Annotated in this window: 21 protein-coding genes; 4 read left to right on the plus strand and 17 right to left on the minus strand. The window is 61.5% G+C overall.

Annotated features, from left to right (window positions below; all coding sequences use genetic code 11):
- Positions 1 to 5: 5 nt before the first annotated feature.
- The 7 genes from AC3EA7_RS10185 to nrdR all read right to left on the minus strand — a co-directional run bounded on the left by AC3EA7_RS10185 (position 6) and on the right by nrdR (position 4,435).
- Positions 6 to 1,019 carry a twin-arginine translocase TatA/TatE family subunit gene (locus AC3EA7_RS10185; protein WP_488613943.1) on the minus strand — a complete coding sequence of 338 codons (1,014 nt, stop codon included), beginning with the start codon at positions 1,017 to 1,019 and terminating at the stop codon, positions 6 to 8.
- A gap of 130 nt (positions 1,020 to 1,149) precedes the next feature.
- Positions 1,150 to 1,398 (minus strand): acyl carrier protein, encoded by a 249-nt coding sequence (gene acpP, locus AC3EA7_RS10190; protein ID WP_488613944.1) that lies wholly within the window; start codon positions 1,396 to 1,398, stop codon positions 1,150 to 1,152.
- 51 nt (positions 1,399 to 1,449) lie between these two features.
- The gene (gene nusB / locus AC3EA7_RS10195) at positions 1,450 to 1,878 is read right to left on the minus strand and encodes a transcription antitermination factor NusB (protein ID WP_488613945.1); all 429 of its coding nucleotides are present in this window, start codon (positions 1,876 to 1,878) and stop codon (positions 1,450 to 1,452) included.
- Positions 1,871 to 2,221, minus strand: a complete 351-nt coding sequence (locus tag AC3EA7_RS10200) for an Asp23/Gls24 family envelope stress response protein (protein ID WP_488613946.1) — start codon at positions 2,219 to 2,221, stop codon at positions 1,871 to 1,873. Before AC3EA7_RS10200 ends, nusB begins: the two co-directional genes overlap by 8 nt.
- Before the next feature lie 72 nt (positions 2,222 to 2,293).
- Positions 2,294 to 3,046 (minus strand): 3-oxoacyl-[acyl-carrier-protein] reductase, encoded by a 753-nt coding sequence (fabG, locus tag AC3EA7_RS10205; protein WP_488613947.1) that lies wholly within the window; start codon positions 3,044 to 3,046, stop codon positions 2,294 to 2,296.
- A gap of 21 nt (positions 3,047 to 3,067) precedes the next feature.
- A complete protein-coding gene (locus tag AC3EA7_RS10210) occupies positions 3,068 to 3,961 on the minus strand; it encodes a restriction endonuclease (protein ID WP_488613948.1) in 894 nt (297 codons plus the stop codon).
- 15 nt (positions 3,962 to 3,976) lie between these two features.
- Positions 3,977 to 4,435, minus strand: a complete 459-nt coding sequence (gene nrdR / locus AC3EA7_RS10215; RefSeq protein WP_488613949.1) for a transcriptional regulator NrdR — start codon at positions 4,433 to 4,435, stop codon at positions 3,977 to 3,979.
- A gap of 276 nt (positions 4,436 to 4,711) precedes the next feature.
- Between nrdR and AC3EA7_RS10220 the strand changes: the two genes are divergently transcribed.
- Positions 4,712 to 5,071, plus strand: a complete 360-nt coding sequence (locus tag AC3EA7_RS10220) for a four helix bundle protein (protein WP_488613950.1) — start codon at positions 4,712 to 4,714, stop codon at positions 5,069 to 5,071.
- Between the two features lie 357 nt (positions 5,072 to 5,428).
- Here AC3EA7_RS10220 and AC3EA7_RS10225 read toward each other — a convergent pair whose 3' ends face one another.
- The 9 genes from AC3EA7_RS10225 to AC3EA7_RS10265 form a co-directional block, all read right to left on the minus strand.
- Positions 5,429 to 8,188 carry a glycoside hydrolase family 2 protein gene (locus tag AC3EA7_RS10225; protein ID WP_488613951.1) on the minus strand — a complete coding sequence of 920 codons (2,760 nt, stop codon included), beginning with the start codon at positions 8,186 to 8,188 and terminating at the stop codon, positions 5,429 to 5,431.
- A gap of 287 nt (positions 8,189 to 8,475) precedes the next feature.
- A complete protein-coding gene (locus tag AC3EA7_RS10230) occupies positions 8,476 to 9,924 on the minus strand; it encodes a CheR family methyltransferase (RefSeq protein ID WP_488613952.1) in 1,449 nt (482 codons plus the stop codon).
- The gene (gene cheB / locus AC3EA7_RS10235; protein WP_488613953.1) at positions 9,921 to 10,970 is read right to left on the minus strand and encodes a chemotaxis-specific protein-glutamate methyltransferase CheB; all 1,050 of its coding nucleotides are present in this window, start codon (positions 10,968 to 10,970) and stop codon (positions 9,921 to 9,923) included. The genes AC3EA7_RS10230 and cheB overlap by 4 nt, the downstream gene beginning before the upstream one ends.
- Positions 10,967 to 11,413, minus strand: a complete 447-nt coding sequence (locus AC3EA7_RS10240) for a chemotaxis protein CheW (protein ID WP_488613954.1) — start codon at positions 11,411 to 11,413, stop codon at positions 10,967 to 10,969. Before AC3EA7_RS10240 ends, cheB begins: the two co-directional genes overlap by 4 nt.
- Before the next feature lie 9 nt (positions 11,414 to 11,422).
- Complete coding sequence (locus tag AC3EA7_RS10245) at positions 11,423 to 11,800, minus strand: anti-sigma regulatory factor (protein ID WP_488613955.1); 378 nt, start codon at positions 11,798 to 11,800, stop codon at positions 11,423 to 11,425.
- Between the two features lie 7 nt (positions 11,801 to 11,807).
- Positions 11,808 to 12,188 (minus strand): response regulator transcription factor, encoded by a 381-nt coding sequence (locus AC3EA7_RS10250; protein ID WP_488613956.1) that lies wholly within the window; start codon positions 12,186 to 12,188, stop codon positions 11,808 to 11,810.
- Positions 12,189 to 12,201: 13 nt separating this feature from the next.
- Positions 12,202 to 14,568 carry a hybrid sensor histidine kinase/response regulator gene (locus AC3EA7_RS10255; protein WP_488613957.1) on the minus strand — a complete coding sequence of 789 codons (2,367 nt, stop codon included), beginning with the start codon at positions 14,566 to 14,568 and terminating at the stop codon, positions 12,202 to 12,204.
- Between the two features lie 17 nt (positions 14,569 to 14,585).
- Positions 14,586 to 16,412, minus strand: coding sequence for a HAMP domain-containing methyl-accepting chemotaxis protein (locus AC3EA7_RS10260; protein ID WP_488613958.1), 1,827 nt, complete (start codon positions 16,410 to 16,412; stop codon positions 14,586 to 14,588).
- An 88-nt stretch (positions 16,413 to 16,500) separates the two neighbouring features.
- Positions 16,501 to 17,049 (minus strand): chemotaxis protein CheW, encoded by a 549-nt coding sequence (locus tag AC3EA7_RS10265; RefSeq protein WP_488613959.1) that lies wholly within the window; start codon positions 17,047 to 17,049, stop codon positions 16,501 to 16,503.
- 465 nt (positions 17,050 to 17,514) lie between these two features.
- On the opposite strand from AC3EA7_RS10265, the gene phoU reads away from it, so the two are divergent.
- From phoU to AC3EA7_RS10280, 3 genes are all read left to right on the plus strand, one after another.
- Complete coding sequence (phoU, locus tag AC3EA7_RS10270) at positions 17,515 to 18,171, plus strand: phosphate signaling complex protein PhoU (protein WP_488613960.1); 657 nt, start codon at positions 17,515 to 17,517, stop codon at positions 18,169 to 18,171.
- A 215-nt stretch (positions 18,172 to 18,386) separates the two neighbouring features.
- Positions 18,387 to 19,313, plus strand: coding sequence for an MBL fold metallo-hydrolase (locus tag AC3EA7_RS10275; RefSeq protein WP_488613961.1), 927 nt, complete (start codon positions 18,387 to 18,389; stop codon positions 19,311 to 19,313).
- A gap of 326 nt (positions 19,314 to 19,639) precedes the next feature.
- Positions 19,640 to 20,866 (plus strand): ComF family protein, encoded by a 1,227-nt coding sequence (locus AC3EA7_RS10280; RefSeq protein ID WP_488613962.1) that lies wholly within the window; start codon positions 19,640 to 19,642, stop codon positions 20,864 to 20,866.
- A gap of 298 nt (positions 20,867 to 21,164) precedes the next feature.
- On the opposite strand, the gene AC3EA7_RS10285 is transcribed toward AC3EA7_RS10280, so the two are convergent.
- A complete protein-coding gene (locus AC3EA7_RS10285; RefSeq protein ID WP_488613963.1) occupies positions 21,165 to 22,601 on the minus strand; it encodes a TadA family conjugal transfer-associated ATPase in 1,437 nt (478 codons plus the stop codon).
- Between the last annotated feature and the right edge of the window lie 13 nt (positions 22,602 to 22,614).

A 22,614-nucleotide genomic window follows, 5' to 3' on the forward strand; every position in this document is an offset into this window, starting at 1 on the left:
CACTCTCAGGATGATGAATCGACACGGTGCAACGTCGCCGGGGTGTCGTCGGCGAGCGCCGGTTCGTCGGCAGGCGATGCAGGGTTATTATGCAGCGAGTCGTCAGCGTCGACTGCCCCGTTGCGCGATGCCGACTCATTGATTGCGGCGGAGTCGCCATGATTCTGACGCCGTTTTTCTTCCGCCATGCGTTGCAGCAGGGTCACACGCAGGCGGGCAAGTTCTTCCGCGATGGACGAGATCTGACGGCTAAGGGCATCGATCCGCGCCATATCGGCAGCAAATGGCGAGTCATCGGCGTCGGTGCGCACTGGCGGTGATGGCGGTGATGCTGGTGCGCTGCGCGCGCCGCGCGCAACCGTTTCGCCGCCAGCGATGGTGGGTGTTGGCGAAGGCGCAGCAGATGTTCGTGCTGCCGAGACCTCAGCAATCCGCGCGCGGCGCGCGCCGATTGGACCTGGATCGACCTCGAACTCCGGCATTGCGGCGCTATCCGCCGCCTGAACGACTGGCGCTGCCACGCCATCCGCACGTTGAACCGCCTGGGCGGCAATACCGTCTGCCCCCTGAGTCGCTGGCATAGCGGCGCCGTCAGCGCTCTGAAGCGCTGGCACAGGCGACTGATCAGCCGTTGCAGATGCAGGCGGATGGATGGAGGGCGTTTCTTCGCTCGTCACCTCAGGCAGTTCGATTGTCGAGGCGCTGGCAGCCTCCTGCGCCGACTGCTCGATCAATTTTCCGGCGTCCGCCAGGTCGGATCGCACATTTTGCAAGTCCTGGCGAACGCTTTCGACCTCGCGCGTCAGTTCGGCGCGAATCGCCTGTAATTCACTCTCGAGTTCCGCACGTGCGCGCAGCACCATCGCCGCATCGGGTGAGTGCTGAATCCAGTCGCGCACCCGCACGATGAAGCGCCCGGCCTGGCGTGCGAATTCAGGCAGACGTTCCGGACCGAAAGCCAGTAGCATGATCACCAGGATCAGCAGGATTTCGCCCGGTCCGACTCCTAACAGTTCCATTGTCTGATTTCTCGCCTCTTGTGCTGCCTCAGACACACAAACGCGCCACAGCAGACCACTGGTTGCCAGACCAGATCACTGGACTGAACGAAGGGCGGCCCGCTGTGGCGCGGCATACAGCCATCATTCCTCAGGCCGCCTGCAACTTTTGCTCGATATAGTTCAGCGCGTCCTGCACTGTAATGATTTTCTCGGCATCCTCGTCGGGAATCTCGACGCCAAACGCCTCCTCGAGTTCCATGATCATTTCGACCAGATCGAGCGAGTCGGCATTGAGATCTTCGGTAAACCGTGCATTTGGCACGATCTTGCTTTCGTCGACTCCAAGTTGCTCTGCAACGATCTGTTTGAGCCGAGCCTCCATTTCAGGCGAGGGCATGCACGTACTCCTTTCGACAGCCTTGATGAGCGAATGCCTGACGAACGCGAGCTACGCCTTGCGTCGCTCGCGGTAGCGACTGACGACCGTGCCGAGAACGCCATTAACAAAGCGGCTCGAGTTGTCGCTGCCATACTGCTTGGCAAGCTCCACCGCTTCGTTGATGATCGCCTTCAGCGGCGTTTTTTCCTCTTCATCAATCAGGACCTCGAAGAGGGCGATCCGCAGAATCGCTTTATCCACTCCCGGCATCTGACTGACGGGCCAGTTTGGCGCAGCCTCTTCGATGATCCGGTCGAGATACGACGCATGTTCCCATGCGCCGAAGACCAGATGCCGCAGAAAACGCTCGCCTTCTGGCGGTAGGCGTTCTTCCTCGAGCCGCCGCCCCACCACCTGATCCGGCGGATGGTCAGTTGCGTCGAGTTCAAACAAAATTTGGAGCGCGATTGTACGCACTCGGCGCCGGAGACTAGCCATGGTCGCGCGTCTTTTCTGTCGTAGCCACATCTACAATCGAGACGTCGACTGTGGCAATGTCCACACCAGCAAGTTCACGCAGCGCAGTTGCAACTGCCGCCTGCGCCGTCGCCGCAACTTGCGCCAGGCGCACGCTCTGCGCCGCGACAATCGCGCAGGTGACATGCACGCCTGTTGCGCCGATCGTCACTGCTGCTCCAGGACCGGCGATCACCGGCGCTTCTCCCTGAACGGATGGAACATCGGTCAGGCGCACAACACCAGGCGTTTCGCGGAGAGCAGCGCGCACCAGTGCAAGCAGGACGGGAGGAGCGACCGTTACATGCCCCGACGGTTGCGACACAATTGCGTGACCCTCCAGATGCTCGCGCTTCGACGTGGTATTCTACTGTCTTTCACGTTCAGCGTCAAGGCGCTAGATCATAACCATGCCGCCATCGACGGTCAGGGTTTGCCCGGTGATATACGCGGCTGCATCGGATGCCAGGAAGCAGACCAGGTTGGCCACATCCTGCGGCGTGCCGAGGCGCCCGAGCGGGATGGCTTCGAGGATGGCGGCGCGCACCTGATCGCCAAGCCCGGCGGTCAACTCAGTCTCAATATAGCCCGGCGCCACGGCATTGACCGTAATGTTGCGTGATGCCATCTCGCGGGCGACGGCGCGGGTAAAGCCGATGATTCCGGCTTTTGCCGCAGCGTAGTTGCTCTGCCCCGCATTGCCGATCAGTCCCACCACCGACGTGATGTTGATAATGCGTCCGCTGCGCGCCTTTGTCATGGGGCGCAACGCCGCCTTGGTGCACAGGTAGACCCCGCGCAGGTTGGTGTCGATGACGGCATCGAAGTCGTCTTCTTTCATGCGCAGCAGCAGCGTATCACGGGTGATGCCGGCATTGTTGACCAGAATATCGACCGTGCCATACCGTTCGATCACGGTTTTGAACATGCGCTCGACATCCTCGGCAAGGCTCACATCCGCCTGCATGCCGATTGCAGCGCCATCGGCGGCGATGATCGCAGCGACCGTTTCTTCAGCAGCAGCAGCATTCCGCTGATAATTGACGACAACCGTTGCCCCGGCGGCGGCCAGGGTCATCGAAATGGCCCGTCCAATCCCGCGCGATCCTCCGGTGACGACCGCAATTTTGTCTTTGAGCGCAATCTGCATGGATATGCTCCGGTCAACCTGTCACTTCTCGGCTATCTGATACAGCGTTGTGCCGTCAATCAGCGCCACGGGCCGATCTTTCGCCGCCTTAATCGCGGCAGGAGTAAACTCCGTCGAGGTGATGACCACGCCCTTGGTGCATCCCTCGCGCTTCATGTCCTGAAGCAGGCTCTCAATCACGCCGGGGGCGACTTTGTCGGCGACCGACAGGCGCAAATGCCACGGTTCGTCCTTGTATTCGAGCCAGATATCCAGGTACTTGTCCTTGTGCAGGAAACGGTAATCCTTGAAGGTGAACCCGTGCTTTTTGAACAGGTTGTTGACGTAGTGGCCGAGTTGCGGCAACGACAGCCCGCGAATATCGTCCGGCTCACGGATAGCGCCAGGGCGCTCGAGGGCGCCGCCGCGCTGCTTGATCTCTTCACGAAGCGCACGATTGCGCTCTTCTATGCGTCCGGCAGTGCTGGCGCCAAAGGTGCAGAAAACGATCAATGAAAACCCGAAGAATCCGCTGAGCACCATCCAGGCGTCCCACGGCGGCGTGCCGGGTTCGACCATGCCTGCGCCACTCACGCCGAACTGCGTCTGGAAGATAAAGTACCACAGCATGCCCGCGGCCACCACCGATGCCAGCGTGCCGGTCAGAAATCCGTGCAAGGCGTAGTGACCTGACACATTGCGCGCCAGCAGCAGCCCGACGCCGACCGGCACAATGCCGGCCATAAATCCGGCGATGCCGCCCGCCGTCAGTGAGAGCGGCATTAATAGACCACCGGCGACGGCGTACAGCAGGACGATGATCCAGCGAATCTCGCGTAACCCTGTGCGTATCTCGCCAAAAAAGCGCGCAACCGGACTGGCCCGGCGCTCTTCTTGCGCTGTCGTCTTTGGTTGATCGGACACGTCGATGCTCATCTATCGTTGTCTCTTTCAGCGCCCCTGCTCCAGCAGTTCGTCGACCGCCTCGCGTAGCTTGCCAATGTCAGCAAATGATCGATAGACCGAAGCGAAACGAATGTAGGCAACGTCATCGATGGCACGCAGCCGTCGCATGACCATATCGCCGATGAGCGACGATGGCACTTCTGGCTCGTCGAGCGCCATCAATTCCGCCTCGATATCGTTCGCCAGGGCTTCGAGCGCCTGCGCTGGCACAGGACGGCGATAGCATGCGGTGCGCACACCGCGCATCACCTTCTCCCGATCATACGGTTCCCGCTCGCCATTCTTCTTGACGACAGTAATGCTGACGGTCTCGACACGCTCGTAGGTGGTGAAGCGCCGTCCACACGCCTCACACTTGCGCCGCCGGCGGATTGTTTCGCCATTGTGGAGTTTGCGTGTATCGATAACGTCGCTGTCGGGGTGCTGGCAGTAGGGGCACCGCATCGCTCTCGTCCCTTGTGTTGCGCTCGTTTCCTTCGACGAGGCATTATAGCATAGAAAAGGGGAGAGGCGAGAGGGGGGAGGGGAGAGGCGAGAGGAGGGAGGCGGGAGGGGAGAGGGGAGAGGCGGGAGGGGAGAGGCGATAGGGGAGAGGCGATAGGGGAGAGGTGGGAGGTGACAGAAGGGGCGGATGACATACAGGACAAACAGACCTTGCTACTCATCGTATCTGTTTGTCAGATCACGCGGTTTATAGAGAAAATCGCGGGGAGCACTGTTATGGGACAAGAAGGATTTCGCTCATTAATTGTATGGCAACGCTCTCGAGATCTGGCGATCAAGTTATATCGCCTATTCCCGTACCAGCATCGGCGCTCTGCCAACGGCTTGATCGAACAAATCCATCGCTCTGCTGTTAGTGTTCCAGGCAATATCGCCGAAGGAGATGAACGCCAGACCGACCGTGAAGCAGTACAGTACTTTTATATCGCTAAGGGTTCGCTCGCCGAACTGCGAACGCAACTTGATATTGCGTATCATGCTGATCTGCTCACAGACGATCAATGGGCATACCTTGACAAAGAATGCGAAGAGATCGGGAAGATGTTGGGTGGTCTCATCAAAGCACGAAAAAGATAGGTCTGTCGCAGGTCTCACCCCTCGCGCCTCACGCCTCACCCCTCATCCCTCTCGCCTCACCCCTCGCGCCTCACGCCTCACGCCTCACCCCTCGCGCCTCACCCCTCTCGCCACACGCCTCACGCCTCACACCTCACACCTCACCCCTCACGCCTCACCCCTCACGCCTCACGCCTCACGCCTCACCCCTCTCGCCTCACGCCTCACGCCTCACCCCTCTCGCCTCACGCCTCACCCCTCACCCCTCTCGCCTCACGCCTCACGCCTCACGCCTCACGCCTCACGCCTCACGCCTCACCCCTCTCGCCTCACGCCTCACGCCTCACCCCTCACCCCTCACCCCTCACGCCTCACGCCTCACCCCTCACCCCTCTCGCTCGCCAGGTACTTCACCCAGCACAGCAGCAAATACGCTGCGGCGGTATTGCGTCCGATCCCGGAAGGCTGTTCGCCAGCGCCGCCATAGATGCGCAGGGTACTAACGATCAATCGTCCTTCGCCCCATGTCATCTCGGCGGCATAGTCGTGCACGTGCGCTGTGCGCGTGTCGATCCGGCGAAGAATGGGGCGCGCCAGCGCGCCAAATGGCTGTGTGTCGAGTGCGTAGTCGGTGGCGCAGCCGAAGAATTGGAGACCTGCCCATCCGTCGTGCGGAAAATCGCCCCACGCCGGATGTGGCTCGCAGATCCGCAGCGCCTCGCGCCAGAATGGCATAGCCGCCGTCGCAACTGGTCCCGGCGGACCATCGCCATCCTGGATCAGCGCCACCCGTCCGCCGCTGCGGGTGTACGCCGATAACGGGCGCGTCCAGGCGCTGGCAACCACAACGAACGGCGCTGCGTGCAGATCGACGCGCGCCCCGGCTTCACCCCGCAGATCGGCGTGCGTCACCTCGACTGCCTGCGGCGCCAGCCGGGCAAGGTCGCGCAGTCGCCCCAGCGGGTCGTAGATTGCGATGTTGCGCACGGTTGCCCATGGACTTGCAGGGAAGAACCAGAGTGGCCACGCATTCTCCGTCTTCTGTGTTCCCACGCCGAGCGATACTCGCAGCGTTGCGTGGAGCGGCGCGCTGACATTGGGCGCGATGAATTCTGCAACTCCGACTTCGCGCACATCGCCAGGCGCGACATCACGGCTGGTCACGATTTCTCCGGACGCAAACGGCGCTTCGTCATCGAAGGCGACGCTCCAGGCAGCGTGCGCCGGACCGCTCTGCTCCCCATAGTGCGATACGAGCACGTGTGCGCGAACGAGCGTCCCGGCGTTGTAACTCCAGACATCCCAGAACGCCGGGCGGTCGCCGCCGCGCACCCAGTCGCGCCGTCGGTCCCAGCCGATGAGCGCGACCAGATCGTTGTTGAAGCGCCGGAACTCAGCGGGGTCGTACTTGAGGGCGCCGGTGGCATCCCACATGCCGGCGCTGGTGATCGGCGTGTCCGCCTCGCCGGTGATGACATAGCCCGACACTTCGCCATAGGTGCGGGTTGTCTCAATAGTCCATTTGCGGTGGAGTAAACCATGCGCATACGAGAACGCTTCAAGTTCGGCGCTGCGTTCCCATAGCCCCCGGGCGCGCAGCCGCTCTTCGAGCAAGGGCGCTTCGTTCGCCCAGCGCGTGCCGGTGGGATTGACGGCGGGATCGGCGCTCAACCACCAGGGGCGCGACCCGTCCGCCAGGCGATAGCGGCGCAGATCACGAAATGTGTCGTAGTCGCAGTATTCGCCGAACAACCAGGGTTGCACCGGGCGCCAGCGCGGTGAGAAGGTGTCGAGCAGACCGCGGAAGAAGTGCAGGTCGGCATAGAAGTGGTAATCATAGTACTGCGCGAATTCGTTGAGCAGCCCGCCGTAGGCTTCTCCAGAGCCGCTATTGTCGCGCACTAGGGCGTCGCCGCACATACTGCGGGTCATTGCGTACAGCGAGCCAAGGATGTCGGCGCCGACATCCTTTCCCAGTTCGCATCCCAGGCTGTAGATGACCACCGACGGATGCCGCCGCGCCTGGCGCACCAGGCGCTCGTATTCGAGCGGCGTTTGATGGCGAAAGTGGTCGGTGACGCGGGGCAACCACATGGGCAGTTCGATCCAGAGCAACATGCCCATCTCATCCGCCAGGTCGAAATAGTACTGTGGCGGGAACCACAGGCAACACTTGACGCCGTTGTACCCCAGGCGTTTCAGGCGCTCGAAATCGGTGCGGACACGATCCGGTCCCGGATTGGGAGTGAAGGTCTCCCAGCGCCAGCCCCACGACAGGATCATGCGCGGGTAGATTGGTGCGCCATTGAGCCGCAGCGTTGCGCCATCCGCCTCGAATGTGCGCAGCCCAAAGCGGCGTTCAACCTGATCATCGTAACCGGCGCGCAGCACGGCGCGGTAGAGCGCCGGGTCGGTCGGCGACCAGGGGTGCGGGTCGGGGGTTGGGCCATCCATGTGCAACCGGTAGCGAATGCCGGTCGCTGTTTCCACGCGCACGGCGTCTTCTTCTGCGGAAAGAATGAAATTCCCATCTGGACGGTAGAGTTCCAGCGTCACTCGCGCCGGACCATCAAGTTCCGCCTCGACGAACACGTGACCATCGGGCGTGCCGTGCACCCAGGCATCGAGAAACCGGGTTACGCCGCTGGCGATCAGGGCGACATCCTGCCAGATCCCGCCGTGGCTATGCCCCCAGACGTAGGGAAGAAACCCGGCGAGCGTTTCGCGCAATGGGAAGCGCCCTCGCAGCGATGCCGAGTCCGGTCCGCCGGTCAGGCTTGCTGGTTTCTCGACCCGCACCAGTAGTGTCACGTGCTCACCTGGCGCTGCGGTATCGCCGATCTCGAGATCGAACGCATCCCACATGCCGGTATGCGCGCCGATACGCTGCATATCGCCCGAATCACGCGCGATGAACGCTTCACAGTGATAACTGACCGCGCCGAAGCGCAGAAAGAGGCGTCGTCCTTCCAGTTCGTGAGGAATAACGAAGGATGTGCGATACCATGCCGGACCAGCGCAATCCTTCGGAAAACCAGCGTCTTCCCAGCATCCAGGAACCGCTATCGAGCGCCAGTCGGATTGATCGTCGAAACGAAATTCCCAGGGACCGGGGAGCCGCATGTGATAGGAAAGCATTGGAACCTCTTACCACAGAAGCGGATACGACATCATGTGTCCAGGCACTATTGTACACGAGAACCTGCGCAGTGCTATTCAGCCTTTCAGCCGTGCATTGTCGGGCGCTCAGCGCTGGGCGGGCGCAGGCACTGCCGCCTGCGCCCGCCCGATCGACTTTTTCATACGAAGAGCCTATCCGGGGAAAAGCTCGTCGGGTAGGCGAAGGCATTGCCTTCGCCTACCCGATTGACTTTTTCAGACACGCTCTTCTTCTTCACCATCTCGCCGTGCAGGGGAGCACAGATTCAGCATCCGTCAGCATCAGGCGTCAGGGCGTTCAGCGCCGCCATCTGACGCTGAATGAACGCCTGAAGTTCTGCCGCAGTCGCATCTTCGAGTGAAGGAACGGGCGCATGGGGCGGAAGCGCTGCCAGAGCGCGCAGCAGCCGCCGGTAGACGCGACGGGCATCGGCGCTATGACCGGTGCGATGCAGGATGCCGGCTATCGCCAGAGAAGCGAGGTGGAGGGTGTGATCGAGGTAGAGGGCGCGTCGGTAGGCGGCAAGCGCTTCCTCGAGGTGTCCCTGTTGTTCCAGGATTTGCCCGGTGAGCAGATGCGCTTCGGTGTGCAGCGGTTGCTGTTCGATCACCGTTGTGCACAGGCGCAGCGCCGTTTCCAGATCGCCATGATCGGCAGCCCGACGCGCTGCTGTGCAGGTGTCCGGCGCGTCGTCGCCAGCAATCGTCGCGCTCACCGCAGCCTCAGGGGGACAGGCTGACGATGGTGCGGCGGGAGCGGGTGGCAACAGGAGAGGTGCGTCAGCCGGAGCGCTCACAGCGCCGGAGCGTGGCGTACTGCCTTCCCGCCGCTGCGCAGGCGCCTGCGGAAGCGCGTCCGTCTCATCGAAGAGCGGTGCGTTCAATGGCTTGCGGTAGGCCACCGTTCCAGGGAAATTGACGACCTCAAAGCCGGCGAAGAAATCGGAACGCGCTTCGGCATGCCCGACGATCAGCCAGCCGCCAGGAGTAAGGGCGCGATACAATCGGCGCACAACTGCGCGGATCGTGTCGTCATTGAAATAGATCAGCACATTGCGACAGAGAATGAGGTCCTGCATCGTGGTGCCGTTCGTTACTGCGGGGTACGCATCGTCGACCAGATTCAAGCGGGTGAACAGCACCTGATGGCGGAGATCAGAGCGGATTCGCCAGCGTTCACCTTCGACACGCTCAAAGTGGCGATCCCGCACCGCTGGGTCTGTCTCACGGAACGACCACGCGCCATACACGCCGGCGCGCGCCCGTTCCAGAAACGTTGTATTGATGTCAGTCGCCAGAATGGTAATCTGCCAGGAAGAAGGATCGGGAAGAACGTCGCGGAGCAGGATCGCCAACGAATACGGTTCTTCGCCCGTGGCGCAAGCGGCGCTCCAGAAGCGCAACGACCGAATCGCAGCGCGTCGGGCGATCAGGTCAGGAAGAATGCCATCCCGCAAGGCGGCGAACTGTGATGCATTGCGAAAAAAATACGTTTCACCAACCGTTACGCCTTCAATAACGGTATGCAGTACCCGTTCATCAACGCTGGCAGCGGCGTAGAGTGTTTCGAACGAGGCGTACCCGGTGGCGGGCAGAATCATGGACAGGTTGTGGTAGAGGTCACCCTGCCGATGGTCAGGGAAGTAGATCCCGCTGCGCGCCAACAGCAGATCGCGAAATCGCCGAAAGAGATCGTCGCTCAATGGCGTCTTCATGCGCTTACCAATGCCAGGATATGCTGCGCAATCTGATCGAGCGCCGCAACCTGCGCCGCAGCGCCAGCCTCGACAGCACTGCGCGGCATGCCGTACACCACGCAACTTGCCTCGTCCTGCGCAATCGTTACTGCGCCACAATCGCGCAGTTCCCGTAAACCACGCGCTCCATCATCACCCATGCCCGTCAGAATGACGCCAATGGCGCGTGCGCCGTATGCATGCGCCACCGACTGAAACAGGAGATCGGCTGAGGGGCAATACCGGTCGTCGGGGTGCGCCGGGCGCGATGCAACAATGCCATTCCTGCCCGCCAGCAGATGAAAGCCGTCTGGCGGCAGATACACATGGCCGGGCGCCGCTCGCTCGCCGTGAGTGGCGATCCGTATGGAGAGCGGCGTTGTTCGCTGAAGCCAATCCTGCAGCGCAGGCGTAAAATCGCGTGCGATATGCTGTGCCAGCAACACCGGCAGCGGGAACTGCGCTCCCAATCCACTGAGGATTGTCTGAACGGCTGCCGGTCCGCCGGTCGATGCCGCAATCGCCAGCACCTGCGCACTGCCGGGCGTGAATGTCGGCGGCGCCGGGGGCGCCTGGTTGGGCGGCGACACAGGGCGGAGACGCGGCGCGAAACGGGTGACTACCCGCACGCCTGCCATGATCCGCAGGGTCTTAAGAAAAGCCTCGCTGTCGGCAGGGTCGGTATGTCGCCCGCCGGGTTTGCGGATGACGGTCAGCGCACCGGCTGCCAGCGCATCAATCGACTTCTTCTCACTTGCGCTGGCGCTGATCAGCACAATAGGAGTCGGGCAGCGGCGCATAATTTCGCGCGTCGCTTCGTAGCCGTCCATCACAGGAAGATGGATGTCCATCGCAATGACGTCCGGTCGCAGGCGCAGGGTTTCCTGGATCGCCTGCCGCCCGTTGCTTGCAACGCCAACTACCACAAAAGCGCCGCTTGCGTTGAGCAGCCGCACCAGCAACTCGCGCTGGCTGAGCGAGTCTTCGACCAGCAGCACACGGATCGGCGACGCAGCACTGCTCACGCCGCCATCCTTCGCAGTTCAGCAACGTCGAAGATCGGGCATGAACGTTTGTCCAGCGAGACGACGCCGGTAAAGAGCCTGCCGGTAGACGGGTTGGCCAGCGCATGAATATCGGCGAACGCCAGTCCGTACACTTCATCAACCAGCAGCCCCAGCACGGGAACGTCAACAGCATCGGCGCCGGCGTTGACAATCACGATCTGATTGCTGAGATCATAGTGCGGCATTTCACCGACCAGTCGCCGTCCGTCAATCACTGGCAGGTGACGTCCATTGAGATTGAGCAACCCGCACACCTCTGGTTTGCTGTCGGGCAGGATGGTGAGCGCCGGCAGACGCACCACGCGCAGTGTTGCATCGAGCGGCAACGCATAATCCTGCGCGCCAATGCGGCAGATGACCAGCGTTTGCCAGACATGCGCGGAGGATGGCACGTGATTCATAGCCGTCAACTACAGATGGAAACGCAGGATTAACTGACCTGACTGCTGCTGTACGGTCAACCCGGCATTGCCTGTCAGTTCCTGCACCCCGCGTTTGAACTGCGCGAGATATTCTGCGTCGCGCTGTAAGTGATCGGAACAGCAGATTACTTCGATTTCATATCGTCCGTGGTGGTGCGGAATCAGACGAAACAGAAAATTGGCGTTCCAGTGACGTTCGACCGCTGCGCGGGCGATCTCGCTGACGATGGCCGTCATGCGCGCCTGTGACGTCAGGCAGAAACCGGCCTGGCGCATCATCTGCCGCACATGCTGACGAACGAGCACCACATCATATCCCGATACCACAGGCACATTTCGTGCATCAGAAAGCGTCGAGTGTATCATAGCGCCCTCACGTTTGCTGCAACACGCCGAGGGCGCGCAGCGACTCGATCAGATTCTGTTCGGCAAACTCGTCTTTGGGAATGTAATCATCGGCGCCGGATTCGAGACCGGTCTGCGTGCTGCGAACATCATCGCGGTGCGTCAGCATGATCACCGGCACGGCGGCGGTGTCACCCTCCTGCTTCAAACGCTGACAGAGCGTATACCCGTCTATGCCGGGCAGGTCCACATCGAGCACAATCGCGTGCGGGGTGCGCGCACGCGCGCGCTCCAGACCTTCAATACCATCGTGTGCGACATCGACGCGCACACCACAGCGTTGCAGTTCGAGGCGGAAGCGCAACGCCTGTGTCCGACTATCTTCCACCAGCAAGACATATGGCGCCATACCTTGAGCCTCCTCAGATCAAACGAGCGATGGTATCGAGCAGGGTCTGCTGATCGAATGAACGCTTGACAATGTAGGCGTCTGCACCGACGGCAACCCCGCGTTCACGATGCTCTGGCGCGTCGAGTGATGTGACCAGGATGACCGGCAGATGTTTGAAACGCTCACTCATGCGCAGTTTCTCGGTCAATTCAAACCCGTTCAGTCGCGGCATATCAACGTCGCTGATCACAAGATCGCACCCGCCATTTGCGGCCAGACGCTGCATCAGGTCCAGCGCCTCCATGCCGTCGGTTGCCAGATGCACTCGATATCCCGCTGCTTCGAGGATGTTTTTTTCCAGCATCCGGGTTGTCAGGGAATCATCAACCACGACGATCTGCGGTGTGCGTTGCTGCGCACTGTTCTCCGGCAATGCGGCGATCACAGCGCGCTGCGCGCCAGACGCTGCCCGCGCGATGTCCACAGTATCCAGGATCGGCGCCACGGTCCCGTCGGGAAGGATTGCCGCAGCCGCGACAAACTGCACACGCTTCAACGGGAAAGGCAGACGATGGATCACCAACTCCTGTTCGCCCGTCACTGTGTCCACGACGCACGCTATCAGGCGCTCCGCGCCACTGCCCAGCACCAGCGCCTGGCGCCGCATCATGCCCTCGGTGAACAGCGCGGTCCCACCATCGGCGCCGAGCAGGTCTGCCAGATGCACCAGCATGATGGGTCGCTCATCGACGAAAACGACCGCGCGCCCTTCCAGGATATGCACATCACCGGGTGCAACCGAAATGATACGCTGGATCGACTCCAGCGGTATCGCACAGGTCTGGCTTCCCAGGCGGATCAGCAAGCCATGCGAACTGGTCAGCGACACCGGTATGTTCAGGGTGAAACGGCATCCTTTGCCGGGTGTGCTTTGCACTTGAATGCGCCCCTGCATGCGCTCGATATGCGAATGCACAATATCCAGTCCGACGCCGCGCCCCGAAAGATGGCTGATACTGGTGCGCGTCGAAAAACCGGGCAGAAAGATCAGATGATGAATATCAGCCGGATTCATGCGCTCCAGATCAGTCGCGGTCAGCAGTCCCAGCTCCAGGGCGCGGCGCCGAATTGCCGCATCGTCCAGTCCGGCGCCATCGTCCGCAATCTCGACGGTTAGCCAGTCTCCCGCGACGGTTGCCGTCAGGCGCACCTGCCCGCGTTCCGGTTTGCCGGAGCGGCGACGCGTGTCCGGCGCCTCAATGCCATGATCAATGGCATTGCGGAGGAGATGGGTCAACACATCACGCAGTATCTCGAGCACCTGCCGATCGGCTTCGGCGTTGCCGTCATCGAGCAGCAGGTCGACCGGTTTGCCGGCGCTCCGGCTGACATCGCGCGCAACCAGGCGCAACGACTGAAAGATGGTGTGCAGCGGCAGCATGCGGGTGCGCCGGACCCGGGTGTGCAGGCGATCGGTTACAGCGCTGAGCATCGCCTGATCGCCATTCAGGTCACGCACGAATGCTGTCATGCGCTGCTCAAGGTCGTCGATCAGTTCCGCCGCCTGCATCAGCGCATCGGTGAGCGCGCGCGCTTCCTGTCCATTCAGCGTCGCCGGCGTTGAGCGCGGAGCGAGCGGCGCTTTGATGTGAGGCGCCATTGATCCGTTGCTCCGTTCCTGAGCGCGAATCGCAAGCGGACGAACCTGACGCCAGAGACGCTTCCAGCGCGCCGATAGACTGGCGATCTCCTGCGCCTGGCGCAGTCGATCACGAATGCGCATGGTCCCGGTCATCAATTCGCCGACATCGTTGAGCAGCGTGTCCAGCACATCAATGGACAGCCGAATCGTCGTCATATCTCCGCTGCCCGATGGCGGCGCACCATCGCCTGCTGCACTCCGCGACGATACTGCCGATGCGGGGGCGTCCGGCGAAGAGGGCGATGGGTCGTGGGCATCGCTGTGTTCCGGCTGCTCGTCGTCTGTCGGTGAGAGCGACAGCGCGGCGCGCAACTGGCGCACCGTCGCCTCCACCGATGTGGCATCGGAAGATTGACCGGCGGTTGCCTGATCGACCAGCTGCCTGATCATCTCCAGCGCCGCGTAGATCGGATCGCAGAGTGCAGGCGTGATATGCGCCTGCTGTTGACGAACAGCGGCGAACACGTCCTCAATCGCGTGAGCGATCCGCTCGATGTCGGGCAAGCCGGCGGCGCGCGCGCCGCCTTTCAGGCTATGCGCCGCGCGGAAGAGCCGGTCGATCATCTCACGGGCGTCGGAATGATCGGGATGCTGCTCCAATTCGAGCAGCAACGATGCGATGGCAGCGCAGTGCTCTGCCTGTTCTTCGCAAAAAGCGGCGAACACCTGCGCCATGATGTCATCGTCGGTTTCCATATCGCCGCACCTGCCTGCTACAGCCGATACCGGGCAATCGTCTGCTGAAGCGACTGCGCGAGCGTATGCAAGTCTTGCGCTGCGCGCTCCGCCTGTCGGGTGCTTGCCAATGCCTGGGTTGTCGCCTGCTGGATCGCGGTCATCGCCTGCGCAATCTGATCCATCCCTGCCGTTTGTTGTTGGGCAGCGGCGGCCATCTGCACATTCGCCTGCGCCCCGCTTTCAACTTCGCCGGACATCTGATGGATCACCTGCCCGGCGCGGGTCGCCAGGGTCACACCCTGCTCGACCCCTTTCGTCCCTTCTTCCGTCACCATCACCGCTGCGTTGGTGGCGCGCTGAATCTCGCTCAGGATCTCGCGCACCTGAACGGTCGCCGCTTTCGAGCGTTCCGCCAGATCACGCACGTGTTGGGCGACGACGGCGAAACTTTTGCCCTGTTCGCCAGCGCGTGCCGCCTCGATAGCGGCGTTCAGCGCCAGCAGATTGGACTGATCCGCCAGTTCAGCGACGGTTGTGGTAATCGCGCCAATCGCCTGTGTTTGTTCCGCCAGTGAAAGGATTGTCTGCGCAATGCTTTCAACGCGCCCACGAATCTGCCCCATCCCGTTGATCGTCTCTTCCACCGATTTGGCGCCCTGACGCGCCAGCTGGAGCGCCGTCTGACTGTCCTGCGCCACCTGCGCTGCCTGGCGGGCTGTCTGGAGCGCAATCGCCTTGACTTCTTCGATGGTGGTTGACGTCTGGGTAATGGCGGCCGATTGTTCTGTAGCCGATGCTGCCTGTTGCGTGGTGGCGGCGAGGATTTCGGCGGCCGCCGAGGCGATAGCGGCGTTTGCCTGCTGGATCTGGCGGGTCATGGCGTGCAAACTGGCGACCATAGCATTCAACCCTTCGCCCAATTGACCAAGCGCCCCATTCTGACGGACTTCCAGGCGTTGCGAGAGATCGCCATCGGCAATACGCCGGGTAAACGCCAGGTACTCGGCGACCGTTTCTTCCAGCATCCGGCGGTTTTCGATTTCCGCCTGACGCAGTTTTGCTTCGGCTTCGCGCGCCTCTGCCTCTGCGGCGCGGCTGGCGCGCAGGCTGGCGACCATCTGGTTGTATGCGACGGCGAGCATGGCGATCTCATCGCCTGATGTCACTTCGACGTTGCGCGACAGATCGCCGCGGGCGACGGCGTTCGTCGCCTCGGTCAGTCGTTCGAGGCTGCGTGCAATCATCGTTGAGAGGGCAAAGCCGGTTATCCCGGAAATCGCCAGCGTAAAAAGAAGCAGGCTGGTAATCGTCGTGCGCGCATTGCGATAGGCTTCCTGGACTGCGCCCGTCGCCTCGAGCGCCTGGCGATTGTTTTCCTGTTCGAGCGCGGTCGTATCCTGGCTCAACTGATCAAAGAGCGGCTTGAGACTATTAAACGATGCCAGCGCAGATTGCGGATCATCGACGGCGAAAACGCCTTTGCTCATCTCCTCTACATAGGCGGTCCAGTTCTCACGGATGCGCGCATAGAGATCACGCTCGATATCGGTGACGATAAAGGGTTCATATTTTCGTACCAGTATGTCCATTTCGGATTCGAGTTCGCGGCGCTCGGCGTTGGTGCGCGTCAACTGTTCGGGACGCGGATCGGCGATGCGCACTGCCGCCAGGCTGCGATGACGGGTGACGATGCGGCGCATATCGCTGCTTGTGCGGGTTGCGGGAACAATGTTATTGCTCAAATGATGGGCGCGACCGTTCATATGTTCCATTTGATACAGCGCAATAATGCCCAGAATAATCATCAGCAGCAGGGTCAGACCAGAAGCGCCGAGGAGTTTGAGACGGATCGAGAGTTTCATAGCATCCTCGCTCAGCACATGAGTTCATGCATTGAATCCCCGTTATGCACCGCATAACAGGGCGGCAGGACGGCACATCTGTCGCTGCTCAGGCGACGGCTCGGTATTCAACGATCAGACGCGGATCGGCAAACAATGCAGCCGGATCGATCACGAGGGACAGGTCTCGGTCCACTCCGCGGATCCATGTCGTGGGGGAGTTTGACACCACGACTGGCGATGGGCTGAGTTCAAGCGCATCGGTTGTCATCCCCAGAATGCTGTCCGCCAGCAACACGAGTTCATTCCCTCCCTCCTGAACCGGGATCAAAAACGATCCCGGAGCGGGAGGGCTGACCGGAAGGTCGAGCAGCGGACGCAGATCGATGCACGTCAGCAATCGACCGTGCATATTAATCAGACCGACGATCCATGGCGGCACACTGAACAGTGGCGTATACGCTCTGAGCGGCTGAATTTCGCGGGCGGAGCGCGCCGGAAGTGCAAACCGCTCGTCGCCAAGGCGGAAGCGGATCATAAGATCGCCGCCGGCGGCGATGTCGCTGGCGTCCTGTGCTGCTAATGCGCGGGCGCGCTCTTCGAGAAGAACGCGCAGTTCGGGATGTGACTGAAATGCGCGAAGATTGTTGGTGTCCATAACAGTGGTTGCCTCATTGCATGGTATGCCGACGCTGGCAGACTTATTCGCAATCGCACAAACAGAGTGTAGCAAAAAGGCGCTACTGTGGACGTTCGGTTTAATGACGAAAAGTGATCAGTTTCACAACCGCGGGGGAGGCTCATAGAGCGATCAACCAGATGTTCGCACAATCATTGCTCGTATTGACCGTCTTGCGGCGGACGTTGGCTGAGCCTGTCGCAGCCAACGTCCGCCGCTTCGCGTCCTTGATTGTCCGGGTTTTAGTTGATCGCTCTATAAGGGTTAGGGGTAAATTGTGGATGCTGATGAGGCAGAAAGGCTGCGGCGCCTGGTCAACGGATGTTTCCGAGGTGTAGCGAAGCGTTTTCGGGCAAACGATGCTTACAGGTGTATGATGTGACATGCGAGAAACAAAGAGGGGTGCAGCACGGCACATTTCCCCGCGCGCTCAGGAGGTGAGTGATGCGAACGCGATTCCATTTCGATGACAATCTGTCCGGTCTGACCGGAGAAGTGCAACACCTCGGCAAGATGGTCGTTCAGGCAGTCCAGGAAGCGTTTCGATCTTTGCGCGAGCGTGACGCTGACCGCGCACGGCATGTCGTCGAGCACGACAGGGATATCAATCAGGCCGAGCGCGACATCGAAGCGCACGCGCTGCGTCTGATCGCCACGCAGCAACCGGTTGCATCCGATATGCGCCGGTTAATCGTCGCTATCGAAGTCGCCGGCGAACTCGAGCGAATTGCGGATTACGCCAAGGGTATTGCGCGGATGGCGCTGCGCGATGCACCTGTGCCGCCGCCTGCTCTCCCCGGCGAAATGGAGCGGATGGCGCATCTGGCAATTGCAATGCTCCAGAAGGCGCTCGATGCGTTCATCAACCGCGATAGCGCCGCAGCTGAAATGCTGGCTGCCGACGATGATGCGGTCGATGCGCTTTACACCGGGGTAGAAACCGCACTGACCGCCCAGATGATCGATAATGAGACGGCGCCGTGGGTTGCCGGGTTGCTGTTTGTAGCGCACTATCTCGAGCGGGTCGCTGATCGCGCAACCAACATCGGTGAACGGGTGGTCTATCTGGTTCATGCGCGTATGGTGGAACTGAACCCGTGAGGGGCATATCTTTTTATTCAGGGCTGAGAGAAATGTCAGTCTCCTCTGGTAGCCAGCCCTGCCGCAGGCTCTGAATCTGCGGCAGGCTTCCCCGGCAGCCGGACAAGAAATGCCTTAATACCCGCATCAACCGGTGTTCGACAGACGTAACCGCTGCCGGTATCATAGAAGCCTGATATTCAGACGCCTCACTGAAACCACGGAGATGTGACTGTATGGCCGATCCCCATTATGGCTTGCCGGAAACTATTGCACTGGTCGATGATCTGCACCTCGGTCGTTCGCAGGTTGTGGGAACATATGTGATGTTGGGCGATGATCCGGTCATCGTTGATCCGGGTCCTGCCAGCGTGCTGCCCAATCTCGAAGCCGGTTTGAAGCGGATTGGTCTGTCGTTTGGCGACCTGCACGGTATTGTGTTGTCGCACATTCACCTGGATCACGCCGGCGCGACAGGATCGCTGGTGCGCTATTTCCCCCATCTGAAGGTGTATGTCCATCATCGCGGCGCTCCCCATATGATTTCACCCGATAAGTTGTTGCGCAGCGCCACGCGCATTTATGGTGGTCAGATGGATTATTTGTGGGGCGAGTTCCTGCCGGTGCCGGCAGATAACATTGTAACCCTCGGCGGCGGCGAAACGATTCGTGTCGGCGGGCGCACGCTGCGGATTTTTGATGCCCCCGGTCACGCCTCGCATCACCTGATCTACCTCGATGAGTCGACCGGCGCAGCATGGGTGGGAGACACTACCGGTCTACGGATGCCCGGGCACATCTACGTCCGTCCCGCGACGCCGCCGCCGGATATTGACCTGGAAGCATGGCGTCACACGCTGGATACGCTTTTGAGCCTTAAGCCGCGCATCCTTTTGCTCACGCATTTTGGTCCGGCGCACGACCCTGAGCGACATATTGCCGAAATGTGGGACCACGTGCTGCGCTGGGCTGATACCGTGCGCGCCAGTCTCGAACGTGGCGAGGACGAGTCTGCTGCGGAAGCGCGTCTTGTGGCCCTGGCGGACGCAGAACTCGGGGATGTGGACGAAACGGCGCGTCAGCAGTATGCGCAGGCGGGCGCTGTCGAGATGAGCTGGCATGGCTTGGTGCGCTACTGGCGCAAAAAGATGGAGGCGGCGTAGTCTCTGTATCCCCAGGCGCGCCCCCGATGTTCGGCTTCACATCGGTCGTTCTGTACAAACTCTCTAACTGTGGGTCCGGGCATGAATTGTCAGGCGGCAGCGCGCTGCGCAACCCGCGCTAAACCGTCGCCTGGCGGCACGAGGGGCGCTCATGCCCTTGCTCCGGCATAGGTGGGCATCGCGCGTCAATCGCGCACACGCGGGGGTTGGCTGCGCCGGGAGCGCGGCGTCTCGCCCGCCGACGGTCAGCCCCACGCACGCGGGGGTTGGCTGCGCCGGGAGCGCGGCGTCTCGCCCGCCGACGGTCAGCCCCACGCACGCGGGGGTTGGCTGCGCCGGGAGCGCGGGCGTCTCGCCCGCCGACGGTCAGCCGCGCGCATACGGGGGTTGGCTGCGCCGGGAGCGCGGGCGTCTCGCCCGCCGACGGTCAGCCGCGCGCACGCGGGGGTTGGCTGCGCCGGGAGCGCGGCGTCTCGCCTGCCGACGGTCAGCCGCGCGCATACGGGGGCTGGTTGCGCCGGGAGCGCGGCGTCTCGCCCGCCGACGGTCAGCCGCGCACACGCGGGGGTTGGCTGCGCCGGGAGCGCGGGCGTCTCGCCTGCCGACGGTCAGCCGCGCGCACGCGGGGGTTGGCTGCGCCGGGAGCGCGGGCGTTTACGTCCGCGCGGCCGCCGGTCGGGATTCGGCGGCGAGGCGCGGCAGACGAAGCGCCGCGGTTCCCGACAGACCATGATTGCACCCGTCTACTGTCACAGATTCGGCGATCCGCTGTTGCTTTTGGACTGCTTCATCGCCAGCAGAACGTCTGGCGCAACACAGACCTGCGGGTGATGGCGTGGCGCGGCGTAGTGGCGTATCCTGTCCACAGGATACGTCGCGCCGAGGAAGCCATGCCATTCGCCAGGTTCATCGACACCCTTCTGAGTCTGCTCTTCCCCGACCGTTGCGCCGGATGCGGCCGGTTGGGGACATTGCTGTGCGATGAGTGCCGTCACAGGCTCGTCGTGTATGATGGCGATCTGCCACGAGTTGCCGATCAGTTGACCGATGTGCGCATCGCATATGTGTTTGAAGGTTCGCTGCGCCATGCGCTGCACCAGCTCAAATACCATCGACGGCGGCGTGTAGCGCGTCCGCTTGGCGGATTAATGGCGGCACACCTGCAATCCCATCCGTTGCCGTGCGATGCCCTCATTCCTGTGCCGCTCCATCCGAAGCGTCTGAAGGAGCGTGGCTTCAATCAAGCGGAATTGCTGGCGCGCGAAGTCGCAGCAGCGACCGGCGTTCCGCTGATTGTGGGACCATTGGTGAGGGTCAAAGCGACCCATCAACAGGCACTGCTGGACGTGGCGGGGCGTATCGAGAATGTGGCGGATGCATTTGCGTGGACAGGTCCTGCGCCGCCAGCGCGCGTCGTGCTGGTCGATGATGTGCTGACAACCGGAGCAACGGTCAATGCCTGCGCAGCAGCATTGCGCGCCGGCGGCGCGCGCGCGGTGTATGCGCTGGCGCTGGCGCGTAGCCGGGGGCGGACGCCCTTGTCTCACCGCTGACAACGACTGGCTTGTGATCCACGAAGGACACGAACGCACACGAAGCTGCACGAACAACCTTGACCTGAACCTGCGCATGAGCGACAGGGTCCGGTCATGCGGCTCACAGGTGGAGAGTCCTGCTGGCAATGTTCAAGTTACTACCCTTAACCTTCCGTCTTACGCCTTGCACCTCGCACCTCGTGCCTCGCGCCTCACGCCTCTTGCCTCTTGCCTCGCGCCTCACGCCTCTTGCCTCGCACCTCGTGCCTCGCACCTCGCGCCTCGCACCTCGCGCCTCGCACCTCGTGCCTCCTCATCACCACTGCCGTTTCTGTCCGGGCGCCGTTGCGCCAAAGATCGATGGCGGCAGCTTAAAGCCATGCGCTTCGAGGCGCGTTGTGAAACGCGGGCGTGTGCCGGTGGGGCGTAATTCGCTAATAATCTTGCCCTCGGGCGTCTTGCCGAGAATATGCAGCAGGAAAATATCCTGCAACACCACCACATCGCCTTCCATTCCCTGCACTTCGGTAATATAGGCGATTTTGCGGCTGCCGTCTTCCAGGCGCGTCTGCTGGACGATCAGGTCAACAGCGGACGCAATCTGCTCGCGGATCACCCGCAGCGGCATGTCCATGCCCGCCATCATGGCCATCGTCTCCATACGCGCGATGGCGTCGCGCGGCGAGTTGGCGTGGAGGGTCGAAAGCGAACCATCGTGACCGGTGTTCATTGCCTGGAGCATTGCCATGGTTTCGCCGCCGCGGCACTCGCCAATGACGATCCGTTCCGGGCGCATACGCAGTGAGTTGATTACCAGGTCGTTGATCGTTACGCGCCCGGTGCCGTCGATCTCTGGCGGCTTCGACTCCAGGCGAACCACGTGTTCCTGTCCGAGTTTCAGTTCGGCGCTGTCTTCGATGGTCACAATACGCTCATCAGGCGGAATGAAGTTCGAGAGCACATTGAGCAGCGTCGTTTTACCGGAGCCGGTGCCGCCCGAAACGATGATATTCAGGCGACTGACGACGCACGCGCGCAGAAACTCCGCCATTTCGGGCGTCATCGAACCGAAGCGAATCAGGTCTTCGACCGTCAGTTTTTTCTTGGCAAACTTGCGGATGGTGATCGATGGCCCGTCAATGGCGCATGGCGGGATAATCGCATTGACGCGCGAACCATCGGGCAGACGCGCGTCGACCATGGGCCATTTGCGGTCGATGCGTCGCCCTAGCGGGCGAATGATGCGATCAATGACTTTCAGCACATGCTCATCATTGGCAAATCGCACCTGCGTCAGGGTAATCTTGCCTTTTTGCTCGACATAAACCGCGCGCGGGCCGTTGACCATCACCTCGGTGATGCTATCGTCACGGAGCAGCGGCTCGATCGGACCGAACCCAAACAACTCGTCCATCACCATGTCGTAGAGCTGTTTGGTCTGATCATCGGTAAGATTGACGCCGCTCTGGCGGTAGGCAAGGGTGAACTTTTCCTGTAGTTGACGCTCCATTTCGGGGGAGCGCTTGAGTTCCTGCTGATTGCCGAGCGAACTCAGAATACGATCAACGATCCAAAGCGACAATTCCAGCATCCGCTGCTGCGACATCTCGCTGCCGGCGGTGATCGTCGATTGTCCTGTCCGCGGCACTGGCGTATGGTCGGCTGCGCTCGATGGCGCGGGGGCGCTGACCGGTGCAGCGGTGTCGGATGTTGGTTGCGGTTGAGACCCGCCAATTCGCTTCAGTAACGACATGGTTCTGCTCCAG

The sequence above is a fragment of the Roseiflexus sp. genome, assembly GCF_057785375.1.

Excerpts from the sequence above, each read along its gene's own strand:
- AC3EA7_RS10185 (WP_488613943.1), bottom strand. The coding sequence starts at position 1,019 with ATGGAACTGTTAGGAGTCGGACCGGGCGAAATCCTGCTGATCCTGGTG.
- acpP (WP_488613944.1), bottom strand. The coding sequence starts at position 1,398 with ATGCCCTCGCCTGAAATGGAGGCTCGGCTCAAACAGATCGTTGCAGAG.
- nusB (WP_488613945.1), bottom strand. The coding sequence starts at position 1,878 with ATGGCTAGTCTCCGGCGCCGAGTGCGTACAATCGCGCTCCAAATTTTG.
- fabG (WP_488613947.1), bottom strand. The coding sequence starts at position 3,046 with ATGCAGATTGCGCTCAAAGACAAAATTGCGGTCGTCACCGGAGGATCG.
- AC3EA7_RS10210 (WP_488613948.1), bottom strand. The coding sequence starts at position 3,961 with ATGAGCATCGACGTGTCCGATCAACCAAAGACGACAGCGCAAGAAGAG.
- nrdR (WP_488613949.1), bottom strand. The coding sequence starts at position 4,435 with ATGCGGTGCCCCTACTGCCAGCACCCCGACAGCGACGTTATCGATACA.
- AC3EA7_RS10220 (WP_488613950.1), top strand. The coding sequence starts at position 4,712 with ATGGGACAAGAAGGATTTCGCTCATTAATTGTATGGCAACGCTCTCGA.
- AC3EA7_RS10225 (WP_488613951.1), bottom strand. The coding sequence starts at position 8,188 with ATGCTTTCCTATCACATGCGGCTCCCCGGTCCCTGGGAATTTCGTTTC.
- AC3EA7_RS10230 (WP_488613952.1), bottom strand. The coding sequence starts at position 9,924 with ATGAAGACGCCATTGAGCGACGATCTCTTTCGGCGATTTCGCGATCTG.
- AC3EA7_RS10240 (WP_488613954.1), bottom strand. The coding sequence starts at position 11,413 with ATGAATCACGTGCCATCCTCCGCGCATGTCTGGCAAACGCTGGTCATC.
- AC3EA7_RS10245 (WP_488613955.1), bottom strand. The coding sequence starts at position 11,800 with ATGATACACTCGACGCTTTCTGATGCACGAAATGTGCCTGTGGTATCG.
- AC3EA7_RS10250 (WP_488613956.1), bottom strand. The coding sequence starts at position 12,188 with ATGGCGCCATATGTCTTGCTGGTGGAAGATAGTCGGACACAGGCGTTG.
- AC3EA7_RS10255 (WP_488613957.1), bottom strand. The coding sequence starts at position 14,568 with ATGGAAACCGACGATGACATCATGGCGCAGGTGTTCGCCGCTTTTTGC.
- AC3EA7_RS10260 (WP_488613958.1), bottom strand. The coding sequence starts at position 16,412 with ATGAAACTCTCGATCCGTCTCAAACTCCTCGGCGCTTCTGGTCTGACC.
- AC3EA7_RS10265 (WP_488613959.1), bottom strand. The coding sequence starts at position 17,049 with ATGGACACCAACAATCTTCGCGCATTTCAGTCACATCCCGAACTGCGC.
- phoU (WP_488613960.1), top strand. The coding sequence starts at position 17,515 with ATGCGAACGCGATTCCATTTCGATGACAATCTGTCCGGTCTGACCGGA.
- AC3EA7_RS10275 (WP_488613961.1), top strand. The coding sequence starts at position 18,387 with ATGGCCGATCCCCATTATGGCTTGCCGGAAACTATTGCACTGGTCGAT.
- AC3EA7_RS10285 (WP_488613963.1), bottom strand. The coding sequence starts at position 22,601 with ATGTCGTTACTGAAGCGAATTGGCGGGTCTCAACCGCAACCAACATCC.